The organism is Gordonia sp. PS3, assembly GCF_041950545.1.
GTDB classification, from domain to species: domain Bacteria; phylum Actinomycetota; class Actinomycetes; order Mycobacteriales; family Mycobacteriaceae; genus Gordonia; species Gordonia sihwensis.
Genome location: NZ_CP169524.1, coordinates 671860 through 696696, shown reverse-complemented (window position 1 = coordinate 696696; position 24837 = coordinate 671860). Strand labels below are relative to the sequence as shown.

Sequence of the window (24837 nt, the reverse complement as noted above, 5' to 3'; positions counted from 1 at the left end):
AGGTTAGAGTCTGTAGGTATGAGCAACGCCGTCATCCCTCCCCCGTTGGGGCCCGACGACCTCGGCACCGACACATCGCCCGTCGCATACGAGACCGCCGGCGCCGTCGCCTATGTCACGCTGAACCGTCCCGATTACCGCAACGCGCAGAACTCGGTGATGACGTACTCGCTGGACGCGGCGTTCCGGAAAGCCGTCGACGACACCGAGATCAAGGTGATCGTGCTGCGCGCCAACGGAAAGCACTTCTCCGCGGGCCACGACATCGGCACCCCCGAACGCGACTTCGACACGTTCTATCCCAATGTGGCGACGCTGCACTGGGATCACACGCGCGGCGACGGCGAGCCGCTCGACAGCAACCAGCGACTGGCCCGCGAGATCGAGGTGTACATGGGGATGTGCCGCCGCTGGCGGGAGATCCCGAAGCCCGTCATCGCTCAGGTGCACGGCGCGTGCATCGCCGGAGGCCTGATGCTCGCGTGGTCGGCCGACTTCATCGTCGCCTCCGACGACGCCTTCTTCTCCGACCCCGTCGCCCGGATGGGCATTCCCGGCGTCGAGTACTTCGCGCACGCGTACGTCCTCGGGGCGCGGCGCGCCAAGGAGATCCTGTTCACCGGCCAGCGCTTCACCGCAGCACAGGCGCTGGACTGGGGAATGGTGAACCACGTCGTTCCGCGCGAGGGTCTGAGCGCCAAGGTCGACGAGCTCTGCGCGCAGATGACCGAGATGCCGATGCAGGGACTGTTCCTGAGCAAGAAGGCCGTCAACATCTGCGAAGACCAGATGGGGATGCGCAATGCCATGGACTCGGTGTTCGGCTGGCATCACTTCGCGCATGCGGCCAACGACGCCGATTCGGGGGACTCGCTCGGCGGCATGGACGCGCGCAGCATGCGCGACGCCGCGCAGAAGGGTGAGGCCTGATGGACCTGCTGTTCGACGACGCCGCCCAGAAGTTCCGCGCCGAGGTCCGCGCCTGGCTGGCCGAGCACGTGCCCGCCGACCCGCTGCCTTCGATGGACACCGCCGAAGGTTTCGAAGCGCACCGCGCGTGGGAGGCCGAGATGGCGGCCGACCGGATGTCGGTGGTCAGTTGGCCCGAGGAATTCGGCGGACGCGACGAGCCGCTGCTGCACTGGCTGATCTTCGAAGAGGAGTACTACCGATCGGGGGCGCCTGGCCGTGTGAGTCAGAACGGCATCTTCCTGCTCGCCCCGACCCTCTTCGAGCACGCGAGTCCGGAACAGCTCGCCCGCATCATGCCGCGCATGGCTCGTGCGGACGACATCTGGGGGCAGGCATGGAGTGAGCCGGAGGCCGGGTCCGACCTCGCGTCGCTGCGGTCCACCGCCACCCGCACCGACGGCGGCTGGCTGCTGAACGGGCAGAAGACCTGGAGCTCCCGGTCGAGTTTCGCCGACTGGGGGTTCGGATTGTTCCGCACCGACCCGGAGGCGCCCGCCGCCGGGAGCGAAGCGAGCGGGGCGAAATCGGGCCGGCACAGGAACATCACGTACTTCATGTTCGACCTGCGCAGCGAGGGCGTGACCGTGCGCCCGATCGCTCAGCTCGACGGTGAGGCGGGGTTCGCCGAACTCTTCCTGGAGAACGTCTTCGTGCCCGACGACCCCGACGACCCAGCCCACTCGGGCGTCATCGGCCAGGTGAACAACGGGTGGAAGGTCGCGATGAGCACCGCGGCCAACGAACGCGGACTGTCGTTGCGGTCGCCGGGCCGATTCCTCGCTGCCACCGATCGTCTGGTGAGACTGTGGAAGGAACGCGGCGCCGACGCACCGTCGACCGCCGCCACCGACAAGGGCGTCGCCGACGCCTGGATCGGTGCACGCGCCTACGAACTGTCGACGTATCAGACGGTCAGCCGGCTGGCGGCAGGCGGACAGCTCGGCATGGAGTCGTCGATCAACAAGGTGTTCTGGTCGCAGTGGGACATCGCCGCCCACGAGACCGCACTCGACCTGCAGGGCGCCGACGCCGAACTCGCCGACCCCTGGATGGACGGCTACCTCTTCTCGCTGTCGGGACCGATTTACGCCGGCACCAACGAGATCCAGCGAAACGTGATCGCCGAGCGACTCCTCGGCCTGCCCCGCGGAGACCGATAGACCATGGACTTCCTCCTCAACGACATCCACACCGACCTGGCGTCCACCGTCGCCGCCATCGGCGAGAAGGCAGGCGGAGCAGCGGTCGCACGCGCATGGTCGGAGGGCGACCGCACCCCCGCCCTCACCGTCTACGGCCGGCTCGCCGAGGCCGGAATCACCGGTCTGCTCGTCGACGACGATCTGGGCGGCTCGGGTGCCGGTGCCACCGAGATGGTGGTCGCCGCAGAGCAGATCGGCCGGTTCGCGCTGCCCGGCCCGGTCGCCGAGACCTTCGCCGCCGTCCCCTGCGCGCTCGCGGCTGCGGGCGCGTCCGATGCGCTGGCGGCGCTGCTGAACGGCCGTCCGGCCACCATCGCGACGTCGGCCACCGCCGGTCGCGCCGCGGCGCCGGTCGACGCGGACGTCTACGTCCTGCGCGACGGGGCCCTCTCTTCGGGGACCGTCGTCGCCGAACACCCGTCGGTCGATCCGACCCGGACAGTGGCCGACGTCGAGGCCGGAACCGAGCTCGGGACCGCGGACGAGAGGGCGGTCGCGCATCTCGGCGCGCTGGCGACGGCCGCGCAGCTGATCGGGCTGGGCGGTGCGATGCTCGACATCGCTTCGGAATACGCCAAGGCGCGCAAACAGTTCAACCGCGCCATCGGCTCGTACCAGGCCGTCAAACACCACCTGGCCGACGTCGCCATCGCCATCGAGATGGCCCGGCCCCTGGTCCACGGTGCAGCGGTGGGTCTCGATGGAAACGCACCGGCGGACACCGATGTGGCGCGCGACGTCTCCGCTGCGAAGGTCGCCGCGGCGGATGCGGCGTACCTCGCCTCACGCCGGAGTCTGCAGGTGCTCGGCGCCATCGGATACACCGCCGAGCACGATCTCTCGCTGTACCTGACCAAGACCCGTGCGCTCGTGTCGGCGTGGGGCACTCCCGCCGAGCACCGCGCCCTGATCCTGGAGACCCTGTGAGCACTCACGAGAGCATCAGCGCCGAAGACCGCGCAGCCTTGGCCGAGTCGATCCGCGACGTGCTGCGCCGCCGATCCGATTCCGCCTCGGTCCGCGCCGCCATCCGCACGCAGGGCCGCATGGACCGCGCCGTGTGGGAGACACTCTGCACCGAGGTGGGAGTCGCGGCCCTCGCCGTCCCCGAGCAGTACGACGGTGCCGGCGCCGCCCTCACCGAGACCGCCTTGGCCGTCGAGGAGGTGGGCGCCGCACTCGCTCCGGTGCCCGTGTTCTCGTCCGCGGTTCTGGCCGCGGGTGCCGTCCTCGCCTCCGGCGACGACGACGCAGCCGCCCGGCTGCTGCCTGGATTGGCTTCGGGCGAACGCATCGGCGCCCTGTGCTGGGCCGACGCCGCAGGGTGGTCGACGCCCGGTGTGGTCGCCGAGGCGGGCCTGCTCAGTGGGACCGCCGGATACGTGATCGACGGCGAGTCGGCCGATGTCTTCCTGGTGGTGGCCGGTCGGCCGGGCGACGCCGGGGCTGCTCAGACGCTGCACGAGGTGGACGCGAATGCCGAGGGCGTCACCGTCACCCCGCTGCCGCTGCTCGATCCCACGCGACCGCTGGCTCGCGTCAGTTTCGACGAGGTGTCGTCGACGACCCTCGCGTCGCCACCGGACGTCGCCGAGCGTATCCGCACCCTGGCTTGGGCGATGTTGTCGGCCGAGCAGGTTGGCGGCGCCGCCCGGGCCCTCGAACTGACGGTGGAGCACACCACCTCGCGCAAGCAGTTCGGGCGGGCGCTCGCCTCGTTCCAGGCGCTCAAGCACGCGATGGCCGACATGTACGTGAAGGTGGAGGCGATGCGGTCGATGTCCGCCGCGGCGATCGATGCGCTCGTCCAGGGCCGCGACGACGCGGCCGAACTCGCCGCCGCCGCTCACGTCTACTGCTCGGAGGGTTACATGTCGGTCACCGGCTCCGCCGTCCAGTTGCACGGCGGCATCGGCATCACCTGGGAACACGACATCGGCATGTTCTTCAAACGTGCCCAGGCCGACGCCCAGCTGTTCGGCCAGCCGCATCACGCGCTGGCCCGGGTGAGTCTGAGCGAGCCTCCCCAGGCAGGTTGAGGCAGTCCTCCCCAGGCCGGTTGAGCGAGCCCTCCCCCGGCTGGTTGAGCGAGCGAAGCGAGTCGAAACCAACCCGCACACACCATGTCTCGACACGCCGCGCTCGCTACGCTCACACGCCTACTCGACAAACCTCGGAACGACGACGAGCGCCCCTCTCAGGCTCGTTGAGCGACCCCCCAGGCTCGTTGAGCGAGCGAAGCGAGACGAAACCAACCGCACACACCATGTCGGCGGATTCAAGCGGTCAGTGCAACGAGTCCTGTGAGATGAGGCAGTCACTGATCACAGGAGGATCCGGATGCAGGGCAAGCACGGTCATCTCAGTCGGGAGCAGAAGCGGCTGGCACTCAGGCTGCATGCGAGGGGTTGGCGGCTGGTCGACATCGCCAAGGAGATCGGCTGCAGCGCGCCGATGGTCGGGATCATGGCCCGCACCGGCAGGCACGCCGACGCCAAGCCGTTCGGCTGGGAGCCACGCCAGGGCTGCCTGACGATTGACGAGCGCGAGCAGATCCTGGTGGGGATCAATCGTGGCGACACCTTCACCGCGATCGCCGAGCACCTGGGGCGCGCGGTGTCGACCATCAGCCGCGAGGTGAAGCGCGGCGGTGGTCGCTGCGGCTACTCGGCATGGCATGCGCACGAACGCGCTCGCGATCAAGCTCGTCGGCCGAAGTCTTTCAAGCTCGCGTCAGGCCGGTTGCTCGAGGAGGTCTCCAGCCGGCTGGAGCAGTTGTGGTCCCCCGAGGAGATCGCGGCGCGCCTACGGTTGGATCACGCCGATGATCCGGAGATGCGCGTGAGCCACGAGACGATCTACCAGTCCCTGTTTGTCCAGGGCCGAGGCGAGTTGCGCCGCGAGTTGGCGCGGTGTCTACGGTCCGGAAGAGCGGCCCGAAAGCCCCGCGGCACCACTGACGGCCGCGGCCGGATCCCCGGCATGGTGATGCTCAGCGAACGCCCCGCAGAAGCCGACGACCGCGCCGTGCCCGGACACTGGGAAGGCGACCTCATCCTTGGCGAGGGCAGCCGCAGCGCGGTCGGGACGCTCGTCGAGCGATCGACGCGGATGACGCTGCTGTTGCACCTCCCAGATGGCAAGACAGCCGAGCAGGTCGAGGCAGCGATGCGCGCCGCGATCAGCAAACTACCGTCCTCGTTGGCCAGAACGATCACCTGGGACCAGGGCGCGGAGATGTCGCAGCACGCGGCGTTCACCACTGCCACGGGTATCCCGATCTACTTCTGCGATCCCCACTCGCCCTGGCAGCGCGGGAGCAACGAGAACACCAACGGCCTGTTGCGTCAGTACCTGCCCAAGGGCACCGACCTGAGCGCCGTCACCCGCGAGGAGTTGGACGCGATCCAGGACAGCCTCAACAGCCGACCGCGCAAGACTCTGGGCTATCTGACACCATCAGAGAAGCTCGCAGAGCTTCTTGCGCCCACCGCTTGAATCCGCCGTCTCGATACGCCGCACTCGCTACGCTCACACGCCTACTCGACAAACCTCGGAACGACGGCGAACGTCCCTCTCAGGCTCGTTGAGCGACCCCCCAGGCTCGTTGAGCGAGCGAAGCGAGACGAAACCAACCGCACACACCATGTCTCGATACGCCGCACTCGCTACGCTCACACGCCTACTCGACGAACCTCGGAACGACGACGAGCGCCCCCTCCAGGCCGGTTGAGCGAGCGAAGCGAGTCGAAACCAACCCGCACACACCATGTCTCGACACGCCGCACTCGCTACGCTCACACGCCTACTCGACAAACCTCGGAACGACGGCGAGCGCCCCCTCCAGGCCGGTTGAGCGAGCCCCCCCAGGCTCGTTGAGCGAGCGAAGCGAGTCGAAACCAACCCGCTACACACCATGTCTCGATACGACGCGCTCGCTACGCTCACACGCCCACTCGACAAACCTCGGAACGACGGCGAGCGCCCCTCTCAGGCAGGTTGAGCGAGCCCCCAGGCTCGTTGAGCGAGCGAAGCGAGTCGAAACCAACCCGCTACACACCATGTCTCGATACGACGCGCTCGCTACGCTCACACGCCTACTCATAGGCCTGGGGACGACGGCGAGCGTCCCCAACCACCGCGCGCAGACCCGCCCAGACAGCGCACCTACACGAACGTCAGACCGATCAGCACCACGTTGAGCACGACGATGGCGACTGCGGCGACAGCGGAGGCCCAGCGCAACGGGCGGCCGTCGGCGAACTCGCCCATCAAGGCCCGGTCCGCGGTGTAGCGACGCAGGGGAACGATTGCGAACGGGATCCCGAAGCTGAGCACCACCTGCGAGATGACCAGCGCCATCGTCGGATTCACACCCAGCGCCAGGACGACGACCGCCGGGATCAGCGTAACCGCGCGGCGTACGAGAATCGGAATCCGCCGCTTGAGCAGCCCTCCCATGATCGCGCCACCGGCGTACGCGCCGACTGACGTCGAAGCGATACCGGACGCGAGCAGACCGACGGCGAACACCGCCGCCACCACCGGCCCGAGCGCATCGCGCACCGCATCGTGCGCCCCCTCGATGCTGTCGGTGCCCTCGCGTCCATACAGACTCGACGCAGCGAGGACCAGGAGCGCGATGTTCACAGTGCCCGCGATCACGAGCGCGATGACGACGTCGATCCGCGTGACCGCGAGCAGCCTGCGCGTGCGGCCGGCGCCGATCGGCTGACCGTGCCGGTCGATCACCAGGGACGAATGCAGATAGATCGCGTGGGGCATCACCGTCGCCCCCAGCATCGATGCCGCGAGCAGCACAGTCTCGGCGCCGTCGAGCCGGGGAACCATGCCGTTGATGATCCCGCCGGCGTCGGGCGGATTCACGAGCAGTCCGGCCAGGAAACCGAAGACGATCACGGCCAACAGCGCCACGATCGCAGTTTCGAATCGCCGCTGTCGGCGTCGATCGGCCATCGAGAGGATCGCCATCGACACCAGGCCGACGATCACTCCGCCGATCGGCAACGGCAGTCCGAAGAGCAGGTTGAGGGCGATCGCACCGCCGATCACCTCGGCGATGTCGGTGGCTCCCGCCACGAGTTCGGCCTGGGCCCAGAACAGCAGACGCGACCGCCGCGACAGGCGCCGCCCCAACGTCTCGGGCAGCGTCTTCCCGGTCACCACCCCGAGTTTGGCCGACTGATACTGCACCATCACCGCCATCACGTTGGCGACGACCAGTACCCAGACGAGGAGATACCCGTACTTCGCGCCAGCGGTGATGTTGGCCGCGACATTGCCGGGATCGACGTAGGCGATCGCCGCGACGAACGCCGGTCCCAGCAGGCCCACGGCGCGCAGACGAGTCCCCGAACCCCTTGTGCGAAGCATGTAATGAGGCTAGGCGTTCACAAATAATTCGGTCAACCGAACTCTAATGTGCGGATGCTCACCACTGGCGTCGACACCTGCTCGATTCCGGCGCGCACGACACCCCACCCACGCGGACGACTCCGATATGTAGTACCCACAAGAGAGGAAATCGTCGCATCGGAAGGCCGCCATCATGACCGTCACAGTCCCGCAGTCCTTCGCTGTCGAAGTCGGCGACCTCACACTGCGCGGCGACCGCTGGCGCGCGAACGGTTCCGGCCCCGCGGCCGCTCCCGCGCTGCTGCTGCACGGCGGAGGGCAGACCCGCCATTCGTGGGACCGCACCGCCTCCGCCCTGGTCTCGCGCGGACGCGATGTCTACACCATCGATCTGCGCGGACACGGCGACAGCGACTGGGCGCGCGACCACGACTACGGGTTGGAGGCGTTCGTCTCCGACCTGCGCGGCGTGTTGCCGACACTGTCTGGCGCCCCCGTGATCGTCGGTGCGTCACTCGGCGGCATCACCGGCCTCTGCACCGCGGGCGAGGACCAGTCGGCCGCGGCGGCGCTCGTGCTGGTGGACATCGTGGTGAACGTGGAGCAGACGGGCATCGACCGCATCAAGGCGTTCATGACCGATCACGTCGACGGATTCGCGAGCCTGGAGGAGGTGGCCGACGCGGTGGCGGCGTACAACCCGGCACGAACACGTCCGGCGACCCTGGACGGACTGCGCAAGAACGTGCGACGCCGCGACGACGGACGCTGGTACTGGCACTGGGACCCGCAGTTCATCCGGTCGGGCGACGGCGACGAACCGCGCCGGCACACCGATCCCGAACGCCTGGCCGAGGCCGCCCGGAACGTCACCGTTCCGACGCTCATCGTCCGCGGCGGGAAGTCGGATGTTGTGAGCGACGCCGGCGTGCAGCACATGCGCGCATTGATCCCCCACGCGGAGACCGCCGACGTCAGCGGCGCAGGCCACATGGTTGCCGGAGACGACAACGAGGTCTTCGCCGCGGCGATCGAGGGATTCCTGGACCGTAGCGGTTTGTAACCCAGGCCTTGTCGTACCCCCGCGATAGACTTCGTACATACAATCGGATAGTGAGTGATCGACGACACGGATAGGGGGTGAGTCGGATGGATGCAGATCAGACGGAAGCCGAGCCGTCAACGGCGCTGCCAACAGATCCGGCCACCCTGGTCGCCATGATCGAGGGGGCGACGGTTGCACTCGCCGCTGCCCGGTTCACCGCCGCCACCGAGGAACAGCTCCTCGAGATCGCCGAGGTTCTCGAGCGAGTGCACCGCCGGCTCGACGCCGTCGACGCCGCGCTGCTGGTGGAGGTCTCCGACCGCGGCGCCTACCGCAAGGACGGCTACCTGTCACTGCATCAGTACCTGTCCTCGGGACTGCGTCTGGGCGACGGTGAGGCCCGCCGCCGACGGACCAGCGTTGCCGCGATCGGCCGCTTCACCGGACTACAGGGCCAAACCCTCCCACCGGCGCGCCTGGCCACCGCCGATGCGGTCACCGACGGGGTCATCGGTGCGGCCCACGTCCGGGAGATCGATGCGATCATGGACAGAATCCCGGCCGCCGTCGACCCACTGACGCGTGAACAGGCCGAGGCCCAGTTGGCTGCTGTGGCGCGGGAGCTGACCCCGGACGGCGTCCGAGCCGCCGGGATCCGGCTGCTAGCGCACCTGGACCCCGACGGATCACTGACCGACGAGCGGGACCGCAAGTTCGCCTTGATGCCGCAGGACCGGCGGCTGATGAGCAAAGTGACTGCGTCCCTGACCCCGGCGCTGCGGGCCCGCTTCGAACTCCTGTTGGGTTCGTGGGCCGCACCCGGCATGAACAACCCGGCAGATCCGGAGTCTCCACGCGGGGCGTGCGAAGTCGCCGACCCCGCCGCGGTCGCCGCTGCGGCCGAGCGCGACGACCGCACCGCCGGACAACGCGGCCACGACGCCCTCGTCGCGCTGCTCGACGCCGAACGCGCACTGACCGCCGCAACCACCGGGAACGGCCGGCTGTCGTCGCAGATCGTCGTCACCGTCACAGACAAAGAACTGCGCGAGCACGCGGGTGTCGCCTTGACCGCGACGGGTACTCGGCTGCCCGTCGCTGAGTTGATCGAAGTCGCTGCCGACGCGACTCCGCATTTGGCGGTGTTCTCTCACCACACCGGCCAGGCCCTCTACCTGGGTCGGGGACGACGCCTCGCGTCGAAAGCCCAGCGGCTGATGCTCTTCGCCCGCGACCGCGGCTGCACCGCCCCCGGCTGCGCAGCCCCGTTCTCCCGCACCCAGGCCCACCACTTCCCCGATTACGCGGACGGCGGCCCCACCGATGTCGACCACCTCGGGGCCGCGTGCGGCCGTCACAATCGCTCAGTGGGCAAGGCCCTCGGCGACTGGGAGACGATGCTTCTCATCGACGGTCCACACGCCGGGCGCATCGCGTGGCGACCCGTCGCTGCTCGGTACCCTCGGAAAGGGTGGAGGGTCAACCAGATCCACCACGCCGAACTCCTGCCCGATCAGGGTCCGCACGCCCCGCCCGCACCGGGCGACTCCCGCGGCGAGGCCTACCTCGCCCGCCTCATCGCCGCCTGACCGGCGGAGCACCGCGCGCCCCGAGGATCTGAGCGTGGACCGCTCCTACGCGAACGCCTTGCGCACCTGATCTGCGGTGAGCCCGTAGTCCGCGAGCGCGTACTTGTGCTGCGGCCGGCGGTCGCCCGACTTGGAATCCTCGTCGAGCGCGGTCATCGCCCCTTTGGCGGCGTCGGTGAACTCGGCACCGATCGCGTCGTACACGCGCTCCACGGTTCCGAACGGGTCCGCCCTCAGATCGGTGAAGTCGACGTCGACGAACTGCGCCGGGTCGTACTTCTCGCGCGCCCGAGAGAACGCGTGCAGACCGCGCGACCACAGATCGAGTTGCGTCTGCCCGATCCGGTCCCTGGTGAACGCACGCGAGTAGCCCGCCGTCGCCTGCTCGGCGAGGCTGCACATGGATCCGATGATCGTCTCCGGCGCGCGATGTGTCTGCACGATGACAGCGTCGGGATACACCTCCATGATCGCGTCGAGCGCGAAGAGATGGCTCGGGTTCTTCAGCACCCAGCGCCGATCGACGTCGTTGCCGCCGATGAGCTGGAGATTGCGCCGGTGGCGCTCGTAGGCGGGCGTCCAATCCTGCTGCGCGAGCCACTCCGAGTACTCGGGAATGTGCGCGAGCGATTCGTACGAGATCGACATCAGCGACTGCCGCAGCAGTTGCCAGCACTCCTCCACCTCGGCCGCGCCCATGTAGTGCAGCCCCATGAACTCCGGGTTCTCCACGTGATGCTGCGACAACCCGGCGTCTATCCGCTGAAAGACCGGGTTCGCGTCCCATGTCTCGCGCGGAGGCCGCGGCTGCGGGAACTCCGTCAGCCACATCTCCAGCCCCTGATGGGCGGGGTCGGCGGCCAGCAGCCTGTGCAACGCGGTGGTGCCGGTCCGCGGCAGTCCGGTGACGAACACCGGCCGTTCCACCGGCACCCGCACGTAATCCGGGTTGTTCTTCCACCCCGCCTCGCTGAGCAGCCGTGCGATCAGCGCGCCCTTGAGGAAGTAGCGGAACATCTTGCTGCCCAACGGTTCCAGATCGGCGGACTGCGCGTACGACGACAGCAGCACCTCGAGACCTTCGAGGTAGTCCGTGTCGCCGAAGTCGTCGAGGCCGACGGCGCGGATCGCCGCCTCGTGCAGTTCGTCGACCGTGCCGACAGTGGTTCGGGACTCAGTCATGGTATTCACCGCAGTTCACGTCGAGAGTGTGTCCGGTGATCGCCCGCGCGAGGTCGGAGGCGAGGAACAGCACCGCGTCTGCGATCTCCGCCGGCTCCGGCAGCCGTTTCAGATCGCTGCGCGACGCGGTCTGCTCGTAGACCTGCTCCGGGGTGATCCCGTATTTCTTCGCGACCTCGCCGAAGTACCACTTCAGCTGGTCGTCCCAGATGTATCCGGGCGCGACGCTGTTGACCCGAATCCCCTCGCCGCCGAGCTCGGTGGCCAGTGTCTGCGACATCGACAGCAGCGCCGACTTAGCGATCTTGTAGCTGCCGTAACGCGGCTCCGAATGCCGGATCACCATGGAGTTGACGTTCACGATCGACCCGTTCGCCTCGCTCAACGCGGGCGTGAACGCCTTGATGACTCGAAGTGTGCCGAGCACGGTGAGGTCGAGACCGGAAGTGATCTGGTCGAAGTCGGTGCGGCCCAGCGGCTTCATCGACGGGACCGCAAAGGCGTTGTTGACCAGGACGTCGACCCCGCCGAACTCGGCCACGGTGCGATCGACGAGGTTCGCCACCGCGGAATCGTCGGTGATGTCGGTGGGGACGGTCAGCGCCTCGCCGCCCGCCTGCCGGATCTCGGCCGCGATCTCCGCGAGCCGCGACTCGGTCCGTGCCGCGAGCACCACGCGAGCCCCCTGGGCCGCGGAACGCACGCACACCGCACGGCCCAGCGCCGGACCCACTCCGGAGACGACGACGATCTTTCCGTCGAGAAGACCTGCCATTACCCGTCCTGTCTATCCGAGCCTGTCTAGCCGAGCATCCGGCGGGCGAATGCCCGTTGCCGGACCGCGATCCGCTCTGCCCAGCCGGCGGCGTCGATCCGGTTGTCCCGGTAGTACGGCAGATGCGAGGGAACGTCGGCATCGTCCACCACCACTGCCGTCGGACCCTGCTCGGCAGTGATCGGCGCATCGGTCCGCTGCCACCGGAACTGCAGGATGCCGCGCCGCCGGCCGGTGGTCTCCACCCAGTTCGCGATTCCCGGATCGTTCGCCGCAATCACCATCCGGATCATTCCGTCCGGGTCCACCTGAGCCTGAGCCGAGTTCAGCGACGTCTGATGATTCACATAGTCGAGCGAGATGTACCACATGCTGCCGAGCTGAAAGCCCTGGTAGGGCGCATCGGAGCACGGCACGGTCACCACCATCGACCGGCCCGCGGGCAGATCGAAGTGACCGACCGACGAGTACTGAGTCGCCAACCCGCCCGGCGTGGTGCGCGGCGCAGTGAAGGTGTTGACCGGCTCACCGAGGTAGAACCACTTGGGGAAGTTGAACCATGTGTTCACGCGCGAGGTCAGCATCTTCGCCGCCACGGCGTAGCGCTTGGCGATCCGGTCGGTGGAGAGTTCCGCGGGTGGAAGTCCGACGGTGTCCACCCGCTCAATGGTGATCGAACCCTTCTGCTCGGCGGCCCAGTCGCTGTACACCTCCCGGACCGAGAGCATGGTCGCGCCCTCACCCAGCACGAAGTGGGTGCCGTCGGGCGCTCCCGGCCGCTCCGGCCCGAACGTGATCTCGAAACTCCCGTCGTCGGCGATCGGGATCACGCGATCGTCGAAGGCGGTCTCTCCGCCGGGGACCTCATCCGCCGTGTAATTGCCCCGGATCACCTGAAAGGCCAGATCAGCGGTGGTGCCGCGCACGCCCCGCACCACGTACGTGGCCTCGGGAACCACCGTCGCGTGGTAATAGAGCGTGTCCGGGTTGTCGAGCCCCATCTTGGAGTACGGCCCCGTGGAAGTCACGAAATAGGGATGCGTCTTCTCCCCCGCGCGTGCCACCTGGAGAATCGACGAGATGCCGCCCGCCAGATAGTCGAGACCCTCCGCGCGCTCGGCGTCGGTCTCGGCGAAGTCCGCACTGCGCACCAGCGCCTCGGCTTCGGCGATCGCCGCGGTGAACGGCCCGGTGACCGACTCCGCGGGCTCGGTCACAGCCACGTGTCGCCTCCGGTCCAGGTGAGGAAGTTGTCGAGTTCGGCCTGAGCCGGCGTCACCCGCGGATGCTCGGTGGACAGGTAGCCGCCGCGATAGAACAGCAGAGGCTTGTCCTGCAGCACGTCGCCGAGGATCTGAGCCCGCCCGATGACGATCCAGTGGTCGCCCCCGTCGGTGACCGAGTCCACCGAGCACTCCACCCAGGTGAGACTGTGCCGCAGCACCGGCAGCCCCGCGGGCGACGGATCCCAGGTGATCGACTTGAACTTGTCGGCTCCCGGCGCGCCGAAGGTCGCGCTGACATCCTGCTGCCGGTTCGACAGCACGTTGACGCAGAACTGCCCCCGCGCCTCGATCACCGGCCAGGTTCGCGACGTCTTCTGCGGACAGAACAGGACCAGCGGCGGGTCCAGCGACAGCGCCGCGAACGACTGACAGGCGAAGCCGACCGGCTTCTCCTCCTCGTCGAGCGTGGTGATCACCGTGACCCCGGTGCAGAACTGGCCCATCGCGGTCCGGAACTGCCGGGAGTCGAAGTCGTCGGTCCCGTACGGGGAGTGCGGAGTCATGTCGGTTTCCCTTCGGTGGGGTCGGATGCAGTGGGTCGGGTGCAGTGCGGCCGGATGATCGGGCCGAGCGGACGGAGTGGGCAATCGACTCACTCCGCTCGCTCGACCGGCGGAACGGGCTCGGACCTACTTCATACCGATCGTGAAATCGTGACCCCAGAGGCTGACCGCCGTCGATTCGCGGGCGATCCAGTCGGTGTCGTCCACCTGCCTGCCCTCGCAACCGAACTCGACGTCGAAGCCGCCGGGCGTCTTCATGTAGAACGAGAGCATCAGGTCGTTCACGTGGCGACCGAGCGTGGCCGACATCGGCACCTTCCTGCGCAGCGCGCGGTCGTGGGCCAGGCCGACGTCGTCGGAGTTCTCGACCTCGACCATCAGATGCACGATGCCGGTGCTGTTCGGGATCGGCAGGAACGCCAGCGAGTGGTGCCGAGGGTTGCAGCCGAAGAACCGCAGCCACGCCGGCTCCTCACCCTCCTGACGCCCGACCACCTGCGGCGGGAGCCGCATCGAGTCGCGGAGCCGGAAGCCCAGAACGTCCCGGTAGAACATCAGCGCCCGCGCGTCGTCGGTGGTGGTGAGGACGACGTGACCCAGGCCCTGCTCGCCGGTGACGAAGGTGTGGCCGTACGGGCTCACCACCCGGCGATGCTGCAGCGCCACCCCGTGGAAGGCCTCGAGGACGTTCCCGTCGGGATCGGAGAAGACGATCAACTCGTCGACGCGGCGGTCGGCGATCTCCTCCGGGGTACCCTCCCGGAACTCGACGCCCGCGGCGCTGAGCCGGTCACGGACCTCCTGCAGCCCGGCCGCGGTGGCGCACTCCCAGCCCGAGCACGCGAGATGATCGCGATCGGAGGGCACGATCACCAGGCGCGCCGGGAAGTCGTCCATCCGCAGATAGAGGGCGCCCGGGATGGACCCCGAACCCTCCACCATGCCGAGCACCTTCAGCCCGTACTCACGCCACGCGTCCATGTCCGTGGCGTCTATCCGCATGTAGCCGAGAGACCGGATCGGGCTCTGGTCGTCAGTCATGTGTTCGTCGTTCCTCGTCAAGTAGTCGGGCCGTCGCGCTATACCATCGTGTCGCCGATGGGGATGCCGAACTCGCCGTTGCCGAAGGCCTGGTAGGCCCGTTCCGGGTCGTTGGCCGCATGAACGCGGCCGGCGTGGGCGTCGCGCCAGAAACGCTGGATCGGCGTCCCGTTCTCCAGTGCGTGCGCGCCGGAGTTCTCGAAGAGCAGATCGATGGAGTCGATCGCACGCGACGTCGCTCGGACCTGGTCGCGGCGCGCGGCCAGACGCAGTTCCATCGGCACCTCTTCACCGGCGACGATCAGGTCGTACTCGGCCTGCAGATTGCCCGAGAGCTGACGCCACGCGGCGTCGATGTCCGAGGCGGCCTCGGCGATGCGAACCTTGGCGAACGGATCGTCCTTGGCCTTCTCGCCCGCGTAGGCGGCGCGGACGCGCTTGCCCTGATGCTCGACGTGGGCGGCGTAGGCGCCGTAGGCCATGCCGACGATCGGGGTTGAGATGGTCGACGGGTGGATGGTGCCCCACGGCATCTTGTAGACCGGCGCCGTGTTGCGCTCGAGCCCGGGAGCGGCACCCTTGCTCATGACGCCGAAGCTCAGAACCCGGTGCGTGGGAACGAAGACGTCCTTGACCTCGATGGTGTTGGATCCGGTGCCGCGCAGACCCACGACGTTCCACACGTCCTTGATGTTGTAGTCGGTCCGCGGGATCAGGAAGCTGACGAAGTCGACCGGCTTGCCGTTCTTGATGACCGGTCCGCCGACGACCACCCAGTCGGCGATGTCGCAGCCGGACGACCATGCCCAGGAGCCGTTGACCTTGTAGCCGCCGTCGACGACCTCACCCATGCCCATCGGTGCGTACGAGGACGAGATGCGGACATTGGGATCCTCGCCCCAGACGTCTTCCTGCGCCTGCTGGCAGAACAGCGCGAGATGCCAGTTGTGGACACCGACGATGCCCGCGACCCACCCGGTGGAACCGCAGGCCGTGGCCAGACGGCGCACCGCCTCGTAGAAGGTGACGGGGTCGGTCTCGTGACCGCCCCACTGCGCGGGCTGCAGGAGCTTGAAGAAGCCGGTCTCCTGGAGCATGTCCGCGACCTCCGCGGGGATGCGTCGCGCATCCTCCGTGGACTGCGCGCGCTGCGCGAGATCCGGCAGCAATGCATCGATCTTGTCCAGAACCTGCTGCGCGGCTTCGCTCCGCTGTGCTGACATGAGTCACTCCTGTTCGTGTGCCGTCATCGACTTACGACCAATATTAGAACACGTTCTCGTTTTGGACTAGAACACGTTCTCATTCTAGTGGAACATGTTCTACTATCGAGTCAGACGGGTCAGAGCCCGAAACGAGACCGACGAGGAGGCCGAGAAGATGGCTGACACCGACATCCGGGAGATCGACACCGGCACGCCCCCCACCCGATTCGCGCGAGGCTGGCACTGCATCGGCCTGGTGGACGAGTACAACGACGGCGAGACCCACTCGCTGGAGATCTTCGGTACCAAGCTGGTGGTGTGGGCCGACAGCAAGGGCGACATCCACACTCTGGACGCCTACTGCCGCCATATGGGCGCCGACCTGTCCATGGGCACCGTCAAGGGCGACAACGTGGCGTGCCCGTTCCACGGATGGCAGTGGAACGGCAAGGGGCGTTGCGCCGAGGTGCCCTACGCGAAGCGGCACCCGAAGCTGGCCAAGACCCGTACGTGGCCGACGATGATCCGCAACGGCCAGGTCTTCGTCTACAACGATCCCGAGGGCAACCCGCCGCCGGAGGACGTCATCATTCCCGAACTCGCCGAGTTCGGCACCGACGAGTGGACCGGGTGGACCTGGAACAAGCTCGTGATCGAGGGCTCCAACTGCCGCGAGATCATCGACAACGTGGTCGACATGGCGCACTTCTTCTACGTGCACTACGCGCTGCCGGACTACTTCAAGAACGTCTTCGAAGGTGAGACCGCGGCGCAGTACATGAACAGCCACGGCCGACCCGACGTCGGCATCTCGACCGCCTACGGCGACACCCGCCTGGAGTCGATCGCCGCGTATTACGGCCCGTCTTACATGCTGAACCCGATGGTGCAGTACTACGGCAAGTACTCGGTCGAGACGATTCTGACCAACTGCCACTACCCCATCGACTCGAACTCGTTCGTCCTCATGTTCGGCGTCATGGCGAAGATCCCGCAGGGGCTCTCGCCCGAGCAGACCGACGGCATGGTCAAGACGATCACCAAGGGCGTCGAAGTCGGGTTCATGCAGGACGTCGCGATCTGGAAGCGCAAGACCCGCATCGACAATCCGCTGCTGGTGGAGGAGGACGGACCCGTTTACCAGCTGCGACGCTGGTACGAGCAGTTCTACGTGGACGTCGCCGACGTCACCGAGGAGATGACGGGCCGCTTCGAGTACGAGATCGACACCGCCAAGGCTCAGGAGACCTGGAACAAGGAAGTCCAGGAGAACCTGCGGATCCAGGCCGAGAAGGAGGCCGCGGAGGCCGAGGCCAACGATTCCGAGGGCGCGTCGGTCTGATGACTCGCGCCGACGAGCGGGCCGCGGTCCCCGGCTGGGCGAAGGCCCCGCAGTGGGCCGGCGATCCCGAGCGCGTCGCCGCGATCGCCGACGCCACCGCCCGGGACCGCAAGCACTACCTCACCGGCGGCATGACGGACATCGAGTGCCGCACATGCCACGCACATGTGATGGTGAAGAAGACCAGCGCGCACCACACCAGCGTCCAGTGGAACGACGACGCGCTGGCCCGGTGCTCGCAGATCTCCGAGATCCGGGCCTCGGGCGGCAATGCCGCACTGCTGCCCACGTGCCCGCGGCTGTCGGCGAGCATCGATCACGGGGTCGCCGAGGGCATCATCCCGAGCGAGTCCCCGGAAGAGGATCCCGACGGCTACTGGTGAGGTCGGTCTCCCCACAGCCACGCCGCCGATTCTGCTCTGAGCAGAGTCGGCGGCGTCGTCTTCGCCGCCTGGCCTAATTTGGAGTCATGGGAGTCGTCGCGATCGTCCGCACACCATTGCTCCGGGAAGCGCTCGGAGAACATCTGCGCAGCCTTCGGCTCCGGCGGGGCGAACGTCTGGCCGACACCGCCGCCCGCGCCGGAGTGTCGGTGCAGTATCTGTCGGAGATCGAGCGCGGACGAAAGGATCCCTCCAGTGAGATGATCGCCGCCGTGGTCGGCGCCCTGGACACCACATTGGGCGACGTGACCGTAGCGGTCGGCGAGCACCTCCGCGAGACGCAGCCGACCGCGACGGCCCCGGCGCCGTCGCGTCCGACCGCGCTGGCCTGCGCGGCCTGAGGTCACCGCTCGTCGACCACTTGATCGATCAACCCGTAGCCGACAGCGTCGGCGGCGGTGAACACCCGCGTGTGATCGGTGTCGGCGCGCAGTTCCGCCTCGTCGTGCCCGGTATGGCGCGCCAGGATTCGCTCCATCTGCGATCGCACGCGCACCAGTTCGTCGGCCTGGATGATCAAGTCGGGGATCGTGCCGCGTCCCTCCGCCGCAGGCTGATGCAGCACCAGCCTCGAATGCGGCGTCGCGGACCGCTTGCCCGGCGCCCCGGCCGCGAGGAGCACCGCTCCCACCGACACCGCCTGCCCCACGCACGTCGTGGCCACCGGCGGCCGGATGTACTGCATGGTGTCGTAGATCGCGAGCATCGCCGCCGGGTCGCCGCCTTCGCAGTTGATGTACAGCTCGATATCCCGGTCGGGGTTGTCGGCTTCGAGGTAGATCAACTGCGCGACGAGGGCGTTCGCGACGCCCGCGTCGATCGGAGTGCCGAGATAGACGATCCGGCTCGCGAGCAGATGCGAGTAGACGTCGGTGAACCGTTCGCCGGCGGGCGTCCGCTCGACGACGTTCGGGATCGGGTAGGAGCTCATCGCGCAGCCTTCCCCGTGAGGCCGAAACCGGTCCGATCGGCGTGCGGGACCACGTCCGTGAAGTTCCCGACCACCTCGTCGACGAAACCGTAGTCGCGTGCCTGCTCCGCACTGAACCACCGATCGCGGATCGAGTCCTCGAAGATCTGTTCCAGCGGGCGGCCGGTGTCCTCGGCGATCAGGCCCAGGACCGTGTCCCGCGTGTACCGCAGGTCGTCGGCCTGCAACTCCACATCGGCAGCGGTTCCGCCGATACCCGCCGACCCCTGGTGCATGAGGATGCGAGCGTGCGGCATGGCCCGGCGTTTGCCCCGGGCCCCCGCCGACAACAGGAACTGTCCCGCGCTGCAGGCGATCCCGAGAGCCAGGGTCGAGACATCGCACGGCACCACGTTCATCACGTCCCGGATCGCGAGCATCGCCGGAACCGACCCGCCGGGTGAGTGGATCCAGAGCGAGATGTCGGCGCTGTCGTCGGCCGCGGCCAGGGAGAGCATCTGCGTCGCGAGAAGGGTGCCGTTGTCGTCGTCCAACTGGCCGTCGAGTACCACGACCCGCCGCCGATACAGGTCTTGGCGGTCGTCGCGGGTGAAGTGTTGGGATTCATCGGGTTTCGTCATGGCACCAGCGTGCGCCGTCGGACGGTGCCGGTACATGCGGATCTGCCCGCAGCGGATCCGCCGACGGCGGAACCGGCCCCCGCGACCGTCGGCACGCAAGGCGAGACAGCGTGACCGTGGACACCGAAGCGGCGATGGAGAAGGATCTACAGGTGACGTCCATTTCAGCGACAGCCACCGCGAACGAAAGCGAGACCGTCATGCCCTCCTATTCCGCCGCGCCCGGCGCCCCGATCTGGTTCGACTTGATGACCAGCGACGTCGACCGCGCCTCCGACTTCTACGGCACGCTGTTCGGCTGGTCGATCGAGGAGCCGTCCACCGATTTCGGCGGCTACCGCAACTTCACCGCCGGCGGGTCGCGCGTCGCCGGCCTGATGCCCATGAGCGGCTCCGACAACGGGCCCACGAATGTCTGGTCGGTGTACTTCCGCAGCGACGACGCTAGTGCCACCACCGACTCGGTGACCGCGGCGGGCGGCAGCGTGGTCGTGCCGCCGATGCCGGTCGGCGACATGGGGACCATGGCCGTGTATCTCGATCCGGCGGGCGGGGCGTTCGGCGTCTGGCAGCCCGGAACGCACCCCGGCTTCGTGCGGCGCGGCGAGCCCGGCACACCGTACTGGTTCGACGAGATGTCGATGGACTACGCCGCGTCATCGGCGTTCTACCCGCGGGTATTCGACTGGGAACTGGAGGAGATCGGCGGCGGCTCAGACGGGCCGGGCCGCTACGCGCAGGTGATGGTGACCGGCGGCGACGGCCGCGAAGGCACCGCCGGGATCATGGACGCGGCCGGGATGCTCGGCGACGGGCACCCGTCGTTCTGGCAGGTGTACATCACCGTCGACGACGTCCCCGCCACGCTCGCCGCTGTCGGGAGGCTGGGCGGCGAGATCCTGATGCCCGCCGATGACACGCCGTACGGCGTCCTCGCCTCGTTCAAGGACCCGATGGGCGCCGCCATCTGCGTCGCGACCCCGCCCGCCGGGATGTGACTCACGATCCGTTGCGGACCGAGTGTCGCCGCCGATAGCGTCCCAGACATGGCGAACGACTCTCTGCAACCCGACTGGACTCAGCACGGGGCGGCGTGGGCTGAACAGGACGCGATCTTCGATGCGATCTTCGCTCCGGCCACCCGAGCGCTCGTGGAAGCCGCCGACCTGACCGGCTCCGTTCTCGATGTGGGATGCGGCGGAGGCACGCTCCTGGAGGCGGCGGTCGCCGCAGGCACGGATGCCGTCGGCGTCGACATCTCGCCCGCGATGGTCGACGCAGCGAACCGTCGGGTTCCCGGCGCACGGGCTGTGGTCGCCGACGCGCAGACCGCGGATCTGCGCGGGCTCATCGGCGACCGCGGCTTCGACCGCATCGTGTCGCGATTCGGCGTGATGTTCTTCGACCGTCCGGTCGAAGCGTTCGAGAACATCCGCCGAGCGGCGGCGCCGGACGGTCGACTCGCGTTCATCTGCTGGCAGGAGGGCTCAAGCAACCGGATCTTCAGTCTCGGGACCAAGACACTCGTCTCCGCGCTCGACGAGCCGCCGGAACGTCCGGCGCCGGGCACTCCGGGCCCGCTGGCCTTCGACGACCGCGACTACCTCCGATCGATTCTCGACGGTTCCAGTTGGTCGGAGATCTCCATCGACCCCTTCACATTCGAGAGCGACTACTCGACTCCCGACGGCGCGGGCGGTCGCACGGACGGGGTCGAAGAACGTCTCGCCGTCATCCTCGCCACCAGCAGCGGACAACTCGTCTCCGACCGAGTCCGCGGCACGCTCGGCGAGGCGGGCTGGGCCGAACTCCTCGACCGCGTCCGGGCCGATCTGCGCGCCAACCTCGTCGACGGTGCGGTGAAGCACCCGAATCACTGCTGGCTGGTGACGGCCGCCGCCTGAGTCACGGCCACCGTCAGTCTCGAGCCGCCCTTTCAGTGCGAACGTGTTCTAGTTTAGGCTGTTCTGCAACACGTTCTACTTTGGCGCGATGAGCGCAGCATGCAGACGAAGGGCAGGAAATGACCACCGAAGCCATGAACACCGAAGCCGGCGAGCCGGAGACGTTCGACGTCATCGTGGTCGGTGCCGGCGGCGCCGGTCTCGCGGCCGCGCTGACCGCGGCCAGCAAAGGCCTCAAGACCGTCCTCATCGAGAAGTCGCCGTACTGGGGCGGATCCACGTCGCGGTCCGGTGGTGGCGTCTGGATTCCGAACAACTCGATCCTGCGCCGAGACGGCGTCGAGGACACCCCCGAGGAAGCACGCAAGTACGCCCACGCCATCATCGGCGAGCACGCTCCCGCCGAGCGGATCGACACCTACATCGACCGCGGACCGGAGGCTCTCGACTATCTGATCGCCCATGCACCACTGGAACTCGAGTGGGTCAAGGGATACTCGGACTACTACCCCGAGGCCCCCGGCGGTCGTGCGATGGGACGTTCGGTGGAGCCCAAGCCGTTCGACGCCCGACGCCTCGGCGACGATCTCGCGACGCTGCATCCCCAGTACACCAAGGCACCGCTGAACATGGTCGTCCTGCAGTCCGATTACCGCTGGCTCAACACCGGATTCCGGCACTGGCGCGGCCCCGTCCGAATGGCGAAGGTCGGTGCACGCTTCTTCTGGGCCCGCAGCCGCGGCAAGAAGATGATCGCCATGGGAGCCGCCCTGGCCGCGGAGCTGCTGCTCGGTTGCCGGCAGGCGGGCGTCGACATCCGGCTCAACACTCCGTTGACCGATCTGGTGACCGACAACGGCGCCGTGGTCGGAGTCAAGGTAGGGACGGGTGACGGCGCCGCCACCGAACTGCGTGCCCGTTACGGTGTGATCCTCGGCAGCGGCGGCTTCGAGCACAACGCCGAGATGCGCGCGAAGTACCAGCGCGCGCCGATCGGCAGCGAGTGGACCACCGGTGCACCGACCAACACCGGCGACGGCATCAACGCCGCGCTCGCGGTCGGCGCCGACGTCTCCCTGATGGACGACGCCTGGTGGGGACCCACCATTCCGCTGCCCAAGGGTCCGTGGTTCGCGCTCTCGGAACGCTCGGTGCCGGGCACCTTCATCGTGAACACCCGGGGCGAGCGCTTCATGAACGAATCGCTCCCCTACGTCGAGGCCGTCCACCAGATGTACGGCGGCCAGTTCGGCCAGGGCGACGGCCCAGGCGAGAACGTGCCCGGCTGGCTCATCTTCGATCAGCGCTGCCGCAACCGATACCTGTTCGCAGGCGTCACCGCACGACAGCCGCTGCCGAAGAGCTGGCTCAAGTCGGGCGTCGTCGTGAAGGCCACGACCATCGCCGAGCTCGCCGAGAAGACCGGCCTGCCCGCGGACAAGCTGCAGGCCACCACCGAGCGCTTCAACGGATTCGCCCGCAGCGGCAAGGACGAGGACTTCCACCGCGGCGACAGCGCCTACGACCACTACTACGGCGACATCACCAACAAGCCCAACCCGAGCCTCGGCGTCGTCGACAAGGCGCCCTTCTACGCCGTGAAGATGGTTCCGGGCGATCTGGGCACCAAGGGCGGCGTCAACACCGACACCGCGGGACGCGCACTGCGAGCCGACGGCAGCGTGATCGAAGGCCTCTACGCCGCGGGCAACACCAGCGCGCCGGTGATGGGCCATACCTACGCCGGTCCCGGCGCCACGATCGGCCCGGCCATGGTGTTCGGATATCTCGCCGCGCTCGACGCCGTCGAGAAGGCCAAGAACGCCACCGTCTCGCACGCAGGAGCCTGATTCATGCCCATCGATCCCTCAGTCGCCGCCGGCGCCGACCTCGGTGAAGTGACGTTCTCGTGGACGCCGCGCGAAGTGGCGCTCTACAACCTCGCCGTGGGCGGGGCCCACGACCCGTTGGACACCGCGGGTCTGCAGTACGTCCACGACTCGGAGCCGAAGGTACTGCCGTCGTTCGCCACCGTCGCGGCGACGTTCAACGCCACCGAGGCACCGAAGGTGTCGTTCCCCGGAGTGGACATCGACCTGTCGAAGGTGGTTCATGGCGCCCAGCAGGTGCGGGTGCACCGGCCGCTGCCCGCGACCGGCACCGCGACCACCCGCACGCGCATCGCCGAGGTGCAGGACAAGGGCTCGGCCGCGGTCGTCATCCAGGAATCGGTCACTCGCGACGAGAACGGCGAGCCGCTCTGGACGGCACGATCGTCGATCTTCGCCAAGGGCGAGGGCGGATTCGGCGGCGAGCGCGGCTCGTCGACCCGGGTGGATCTCCCCGACCGCGCCGCCGACCGCGAGATCCTGGTGCCGACCCAGCCGAACCAGGCGCTCCTCTACCGACTGTGCGGTGATCGAAACCCCCTGCACAGCGATCCGGAATTCGCGTCCGAGGCCGGCTTCCCGCGGCCGATCCTGCACGGGCTGTGCACGTACGGCAGCGTCTGCCGGGCCGTGGTCGACGAGGTCTTCGGCGGCGACGTCTCGGCCGTGGCCGATTACGGTGTGAGCTTCGCCGGAGTTGTGTTCCCCGGCGAGACGCTCCGAGTCCGCGCCTGGGAAGATGGCGACCGACTGCTCGTGGCCACCACCGTCGTCGACCGCGACGACGCACCGGCCCTGAGCAACGTCGTGTTCATCGAATCCTGACCGAAAGGCTCTGCATGACCGCCTCGCTCCTGCCCCTGCTCGACGCCAACCGCGAAGCCATGGCTTCCGACTTCGCCGACGTCATCGACGCGGAGGTGAAGAAGCAGTCCGGCCTGTCGGGCGCGGCGATCAAGACCGCGTACTCGGCGGCTCAGAAGTTCAAGCCGGGCGTGGTCCAGGTGGCGACGAACAAGATGCTGCCCGACTTCATGAGCGCGCTCTCGCCGCTGTGGGATTCGAAGCCCGCGGGCACGCCCTTCGGCGCCCACCTGGCAGCCAACGGCGACCAGGCCGCCGAGGCGCTGCTCGCCGTCACCGACGGACAGGCGCAGAGCGCCCCGTCGGTCCTCGCCAAGGCGTACAAGAGCGTCCGTGGCAAGGCCAAGGGCCACGTCATCGACGCTCTGTACCCGGTGGGCGCGGTCGTCGAGAAGTACGCGGGCTAGTTCAGTGACGACGCGAGCGCGGCTTGATCGTGAAGACGATCAAGCCGCGCTTGCGACTATCAGGAGCAGGACGGTGAGGATCGCGGCGAGAACCGCGACCATCGCGAGCAGACGCCAGATGTGGATTCGGCCCTGCCGGATCTCGGTGACGCCGGACGTCAGCTGGTTGGAAGCCATGGTGATCAACTCTCCCTCGAGATCGTGATCTGTTGTCCGTGTGACCAATGTGTCACAAGTTACAAAAGAAGGCGATGAACAGAC

The 24837-nt window shown here is 67.9% G+C and carries 25 protein-coding genes; 15 read left to right on the top strand and 10 right to left on the bottom strand.

Features of this window, described 5'->3' with window-relative positions; all coding sequences use genetic code 11:
• Positions 1-18: 18 nt before the first annotated feature.
• The 5 genes from ACE11G_RS03215 to ACE11G_RS03195 all read left to right on the top strand — a co-directional run bounded on the left by ACE11G_RS03215 (position 19) and on the right by ACE11G_RS03195 (position 5672).
• Complete coding sequence (locus tag ACE11G_RS03215; RefSeq protein ID WP_062365988.1) at positions 19-930, top strand: enoyl-CoA hydratase; 912 nt, start codon at positions 19-21, stop codon at positions 928-930.
• Entirely contained in the window at positions 930-2132 is a 1203-nt protein-coding gene (locus ACE11G_RS03210; RefSeq protein WP_006895764.1) for an acyl-CoA dehydrogenase family protein, read from the top strand. Before ACE11G_RS03215 ends, ACE11G_RS03210 begins: the two co-directional genes overlap by 1 nt.
• 3 nt (positions 2133-2135) lie before the next feature.
• Positions 2136-3101, top strand: coding sequence for an acyl-CoA dehydrogenase family protein (locus ACE11G_RS03205; RefSeq protein WP_375003659.1), 966 nt, complete (start codon positions 2136-2138; stop codon positions 3099-3101).
• Positions 3098-4213: an acyl-CoA dehydrogenase family protein gene (locus ACE11G_RS03200; RefSeq protein WP_375003657.1), complete on the top strand. Its 1116-nt coding sequence runs from the start codon at positions 3098-3100 to the stop codon at positions 4211-4213. Before ACE11G_RS03205 ends, ACE11G_RS03200 begins: the two co-directional genes overlap by 4 nt.
• A gap of 301 nt (positions 4214-4514) precedes the next feature.
• Complete coding sequence (locus tag ACE11G_RS03195; protein ID WP_006896665.1) at positions 4515-5672, top strand: IS30 family transposase; 1158 nt, start codon at positions 4515-4517, stop codon at positions 5670-5672.
• 669 nt (positions 5673-6341) lie between these two features.
• Here ACE11G_RS03195 and ACE11G_RS03190 read toward each other — a convergent pair.
• Positions 6342-7568 carry an Nramp family divalent metal transporter gene (locus ACE11G_RS03190; protein WP_375003655.1) on the bottom strand — a complete coding sequence of 409 codons (1227 nt, stop codon included), beginning with the start codon at positions 7566-7568 and terminating at the stop codon, positions 6342-6344.
• Between the two features lie 175 nt (positions 7569-7743).
• Between ACE11G_RS03190 and ACE11G_RS03185 the strand changes: the two genes are divergently transcribed.
• Positions 7744-8613, top strand: coding sequence for an alpha/beta fold hydrolase (locus tag ACE11G_RS03185; RefSeq protein ID WP_006897253.1), 870 nt, complete (start codon positions 7744-7746; stop codon positions 8611-8613).
• A gap of 86 nt (positions 8614-8699) precedes the next feature.
• Positions 8700-10184 carry a DUF222 domain-containing protein gene (locus ACE11G_RS03180; RefSeq protein ID WP_375003653.1) on the top strand — a complete coding sequence of 495 codons (1485 nt, stop codon included), beginning with the start codon at positions 8700-8702 and terminating at the stop codon, positions 10182-10184.
• Between the two features lie 45 nt (positions 10185-10229).
• Here ACE11G_RS03180 and ACE11G_RS03175 read toward each other — a convergent pair whose 3' ends face one another.
• The 6 genes from ACE11G_RS03175 to hsaA form a co-directional block, all read right to left on the bottom strand.
• Positions 10230-11366: a sulfotransferase gene (locus ACE11G_RS03175; protein WP_062365998.1), complete on the bottom strand. Its 1137-nt coding sequence runs from the start codon at positions 11364-11366 to the stop codon at positions 10230-10232.
• On the bottom strand, positions 11359-12141 hold the full coding sequence (locus ACE11G_RS03170; protein ID WP_062366001.1) for an SDR family oxidoreductase: 783 nt from the start codon (positions 12139-12141) through the stop codon (positions 11359-11361). The genes ACE11G_RS03175 and ACE11G_RS03170 overlap by 8 nt, the downstream gene beginning before the upstream one ends.
• A 26-nt stretch (positions 12142-12167) precedes the next feature.
• Positions 12168-13364 (bottom strand): hypothetical protein, encoded by a 1197-nt coding sequence (locus ACE11G_RS03165; protein WP_375003650.1) that lies wholly within the window; start codon positions 13362-13364, stop codon positions 12168-12170.
• Positions 13355-13930 (bottom strand): 3-hydroxy-9,10-secoandrosta-1,3,5(10)-triene-9,17-dione monooxygenase reductase subunit, encoded by a 576-nt coding sequence (hsaB, locus tag ACE11G_RS03160; RefSeq protein WP_006897258.1) that lies wholly within the window; start codon positions 13928-13930, stop codon positions 13355-13357. Before hsaB ends, ACE11G_RS03165 begins: the two co-directional genes overlap by 10 nt.
• A gap of 126 nt (positions 13931-14056) precedes the next feature.
• Positions 14057-14971 carry an iron-dependent extradiol dioxygenase HsaC gene (gene hsaC / locus ACE11G_RS03155; RefSeq protein ID WP_375003648.1) on the bottom strand — a complete coding sequence of 305 codons (915 nt, stop codon included), beginning with the start codon at positions 14969-14971 and terminating at the stop codon, positions 14057-14059.
• Positions 14972-15009: 38 nt separating this feature from the next.
• Entirely contained in the window at positions 15010-16194 is a 1185-nt protein-coding gene (gene hsaA, locus ACE11G_RS03150; protein WP_375003646.1) for a 3-hydroxy-9,10-secoandrosta-1,3,5(10)-triene-9,17-dione monooxygenase oxygenase subunit, read from the bottom strand.
• Positions 16195-16351: 157 nt separating this feature from the next.
• Here hsaA and ACE11G_RS03145 point away from each other — a divergent pair, with 157 nt between their 5' ends.
• The 3 genes from ACE11G_RS03145 to ACE11G_RS03135 all read left to right on the top strand — a co-directional run bounded on the left by ACE11G_RS03145 (position 16352) and on the right by ACE11G_RS03135 (position 18302).
• Complete coding sequence (locus ACE11G_RS03145) at positions 16352-17518, top strand: Rieske 2Fe-2S domain-containing protein (protein ID WP_039867754.1); 1167 nt, start codon at positions 16352-16354, stop codon at positions 17516-17518.
• Positions 17518-17901 carry a hypothetical protein gene (locus ACE11G_RS03140; RefSeq protein WP_006897262.1) on the top strand — a complete coding sequence of 128 codons (384 nt, stop codon included), beginning with the start codon at positions 17518-17520 and terminating at the stop codon, positions 17899-17901. The genes ACE11G_RS03145 and ACE11G_RS03140 overlap by 1 nt, the downstream gene beginning before the upstream one ends.
• 86 nt (positions 17902-17987) lie before the next feature.
• Positions 17988-18302 (top strand): helix-turn-helix domain-containing protein, encoded by a 315-nt coding sequence (locus ACE11G_RS03135; protein WP_006897263.1) that lies wholly within the window; start codon positions 17988-17990, stop codon positions 18300-18302.
• A 2-nt stretch (positions 18303-18304) separates the two neighbouring features.
• Here the strand turns inward: ACE11G_RS03135 and ACE11G_RS03130 are convergent, their stop codons facing one another.
• Both ACE11G_RS03130 and ACE11G_RS03125 read right to left on the bottom strand, forming a co-directional pair.
• The gene (locus ACE11G_RS03130; protein ID WP_006897264.1) at positions 18305-18892 is read right to left on the bottom strand and encodes a ClpP family protease; all 588 of its coding nucleotides are present in this window, start codon (positions 18890-18892) and stop codon (positions 18305-18307) included.
• A complete protein-coding gene (locus tag ACE11G_RS03125; protein WP_006897265.1) occupies positions 18889-19512 on the bottom strand; it encodes a ClpP family protease in 624 nt (207 codons plus the stop codon). Before ACE11G_RS03125 ends, ACE11G_RS03130 begins: the two co-directional genes overlap by 4 nt.
• 200 nt (positions 19513-19712) lie before the next feature.
• Here ACE11G_RS03125 and ACE11G_RS03120 point away from each other — a divergent pair, with 200 nt between their 5' ends.
• The 5 genes from ACE11G_RS03120 to ACE11G_RS03100 all read left to right on the top strand — a co-directional run bounded on the left by ACE11G_RS03120 (position 19713) and on the right by ACE11G_RS03100 (position 24576).
• Entirely contained in the window at positions 19713-20510 is a 798-nt protein-coding gene (locus tag ACE11G_RS03120) for a VOC family protein (RefSeq protein ID WP_375004085.1), read from the top strand.
• 48 nt (positions 20511-20558) lie between these two features.
• Positions 20559-21416, top strand: a complete 858-nt coding sequence (locus tag ACE11G_RS03115) for a class I SAM-dependent methyltransferase (RefSeq protein ID WP_062366005.1) — start codon at positions 20559-20561, stop codon at positions 21414-21416.
• A 134-nt stretch (positions 21417-21550) separates the two neighbouring features.
• Complete coding sequence (kstD, locus tag ACE11G_RS03110; RefSeq protein WP_006897272.1) at positions 21551-23266, top strand: 3-oxosteroid 1-dehydrogenase; 1716 nt, start codon at positions 21551-21553, stop codon at positions 23264-23266.
• A gap of 3 nt (positions 23267-23269) precedes the next feature.
• On the top strand, positions 23270-24130 hold the full coding sequence (locus ACE11G_RS03105) for a MaoC/PaaZ C-terminal domain-containing protein (RefSeq protein ID WP_062366007.1): 861 nt from the start codon (positions 23270-23272) through the stop codon (positions 24128-24130).
• Positions 24131-24144: 14 nt separating this feature from the next.
• Positions 24145-24576: a DUF6918 family protein gene (locus ACE11G_RS03100; protein ID WP_045537469.1), complete on the top strand. Its 432-nt coding sequence runs from the start codon at positions 24145-24147 to the stop codon at positions 24574-24576.
• 39 nt (positions 24577-24615) lie between these two features.
• Here the strand turns inward: ACE11G_RS03100 and ACE11G_RS03095 are convergent, their stop codons facing one another.
• Entirely contained in the window at positions 24616-24753 is a 138-nt protein-coding gene (locus ACE11G_RS03095) for a hypothetical protein (RefSeq protein WP_156150444.1), read from the bottom strand.
• Positions 24754-24837 lie beyond the last annotated feature (84 nt).

Excerpts from the sequence above, each read along its gene's own strand:
- ACE11G_RS03215 (WP_062365988.1), top strand. The coding sequence starts at position 19 with ATGAGCAACGCCGTCATCCCTCCCCCGTTGGGGCCCGACGACCTCGGC.
- ACE11G_RS03210 (WP_006895764.1), top strand. The coding sequence starts at position 930 with ATGGACCTGCTGTTCGACGACGCCGCCCAGAAGTTCCGCGCCGAGGTC.
- ACE11G_RS03205 (WP_375003659.1), top strand. The coding sequence starts at position 2,136 with ATGGACTTCCTCCTCAACGACATCCACACCGACCTGGCGTCCACCGTC.
- ACE11G_RS03195 (WP_006896665.1), top strand. The coding sequence starts at position 4,515 with ATGCAGGGCAAGCACGGTCATCTCAGTCGGGAGCAGAAGCGGCTGGCA.
- ACE11G_RS03190 (WP_375003655.1), bottom strand. The coding sequence starts at position 7,568 with ATGCTTCGCACAAGGGGTTCGGGGACTCGTCTGCGCGCCGTGGGCCTG.
- ACE11G_RS03185 (WP_006897253.1), top strand. The coding sequence starts at position 7,744 with ATGACCGTCACAGTCCCGCAGTCCTTCGCTGTCGAAGTCGGCGACCTC.
- ACE11G_RS03180 (WP_375003653.1), top strand. The coding sequence starts at position 8,700 with ATGGATGCAGATCAGACGGAAGCCGAGCCGTCAACGGCGCTGCCAACA.
- ACE11G_RS03175 (WP_062365998.1), bottom strand. The coding sequence starts at position 11,366 with ATGACTGAGTCCCGAACCACTGTCGGCACGGTCGACGAACTGCACGAG.
- ACE11G_RS03170 (WP_062366001.1), bottom strand. The coding sequence starts at position 12,141 with ATGGCAGGTCTTCTCGACGGAAAGATCGTCGTCGTCTCCGGAGTGGGT.
- hsaB (WP_006897258.1), bottom strand. The coding sequence starts at position 13,930 with ATGACTCCGCACTCCCCGTACGGGACCGACGACTTCGACTCCCGGCAG.
- hsaC (WP_375003648.1), bottom strand. The coding sequence starts at position 14,971 with ATGACTGACGACCAGAGCCCGATCCGGTCTCTCGGCTACATGCGGATA.
- hsaA (WP_375003646.1), bottom strand. The coding sequence starts at position 16,194 with ATGTCAGCACAGCGGAGCGAAGCCGCGCAGCAGGTTCTGGACAAGATC.
- ACE11G_RS03145 (WP_039867754.1), top strand. The coding sequence starts at position 16,352 with ATGGCTGACACCGACATCCGGGAGATCGACACCGGCACGCCCCCCACC.
- ACE11G_RS03140 (WP_006897262.1), top strand. The coding sequence starts at position 17,518 with ATGACTCGCGCCGACGAGCGGGCCGCGGTCCCCGGCTGGGCGAAGGCC.
- ACE11G_RS03135 (WP_006897263.1), top strand. The coding sequence starts at position 17,988 with ATGGGAGTCGTCGCGATCGTCCGCACACCATTGCTCCGGGAAGCGCTC.
- ACE11G_RS03130 (WP_006897264.1), bottom strand. The coding sequence starts at position 18,892 with ATGAGCTCCTACCCGATCCCGAACGTCGTCGAGCGGACGCCCGCCGGC.
- ACE11G_RS03125 (WP_006897265.1), bottom strand. The coding sequence starts at position 19,512 with ATGACGAAACCCGATGAATCCCAACACTTCACCCGCGACGACCGCCAA.
- ACE11G_RS03120 (WP_375004085.1), top strand. The coding sequence starts at position 19,713 with ATGCCCTCCTATTCCGCCGCGCCCGGCGCCCCGATCTGGTTCGACTTG.
- ACE11G_RS03115 (WP_062366005.1), top strand. The coding sequence starts at position 20,559 with ATGGCGAACGACTCTCTGCAACCCGACTGGACTCAGCACGGGGCGGCG.
- kstD (WP_006897272.1), top strand. The coding sequence starts at position 21,551 with ATGAACACCGAAGCCGGCGAGCCGGAGACGTTCGACGTCATCGTGGTC.
- ACE11G_RS03105 (WP_062366007.1), top strand. The coding sequence starts at position 23,270 with ATGCCCATCGATCCCTCAGTCGCCGCCGGCGCCGACCTCGGTGAAGTG.
- ACE11G_RS03100 (WP_045537469.1), top strand. The coding sequence starts at position 24,145 with ATGACCGCCTCGCTCCTGCCCCTGCTCGACGCCAACCGCGAAGCCATG.
- ACE11G_RS03095 (WP_156150444.1), bottom strand. The coding sequence starts at position 24,753 with ATGGCTTCCAACCAGCTGACGTCCGGCGTCACCGAGATCCGGCAGGGC.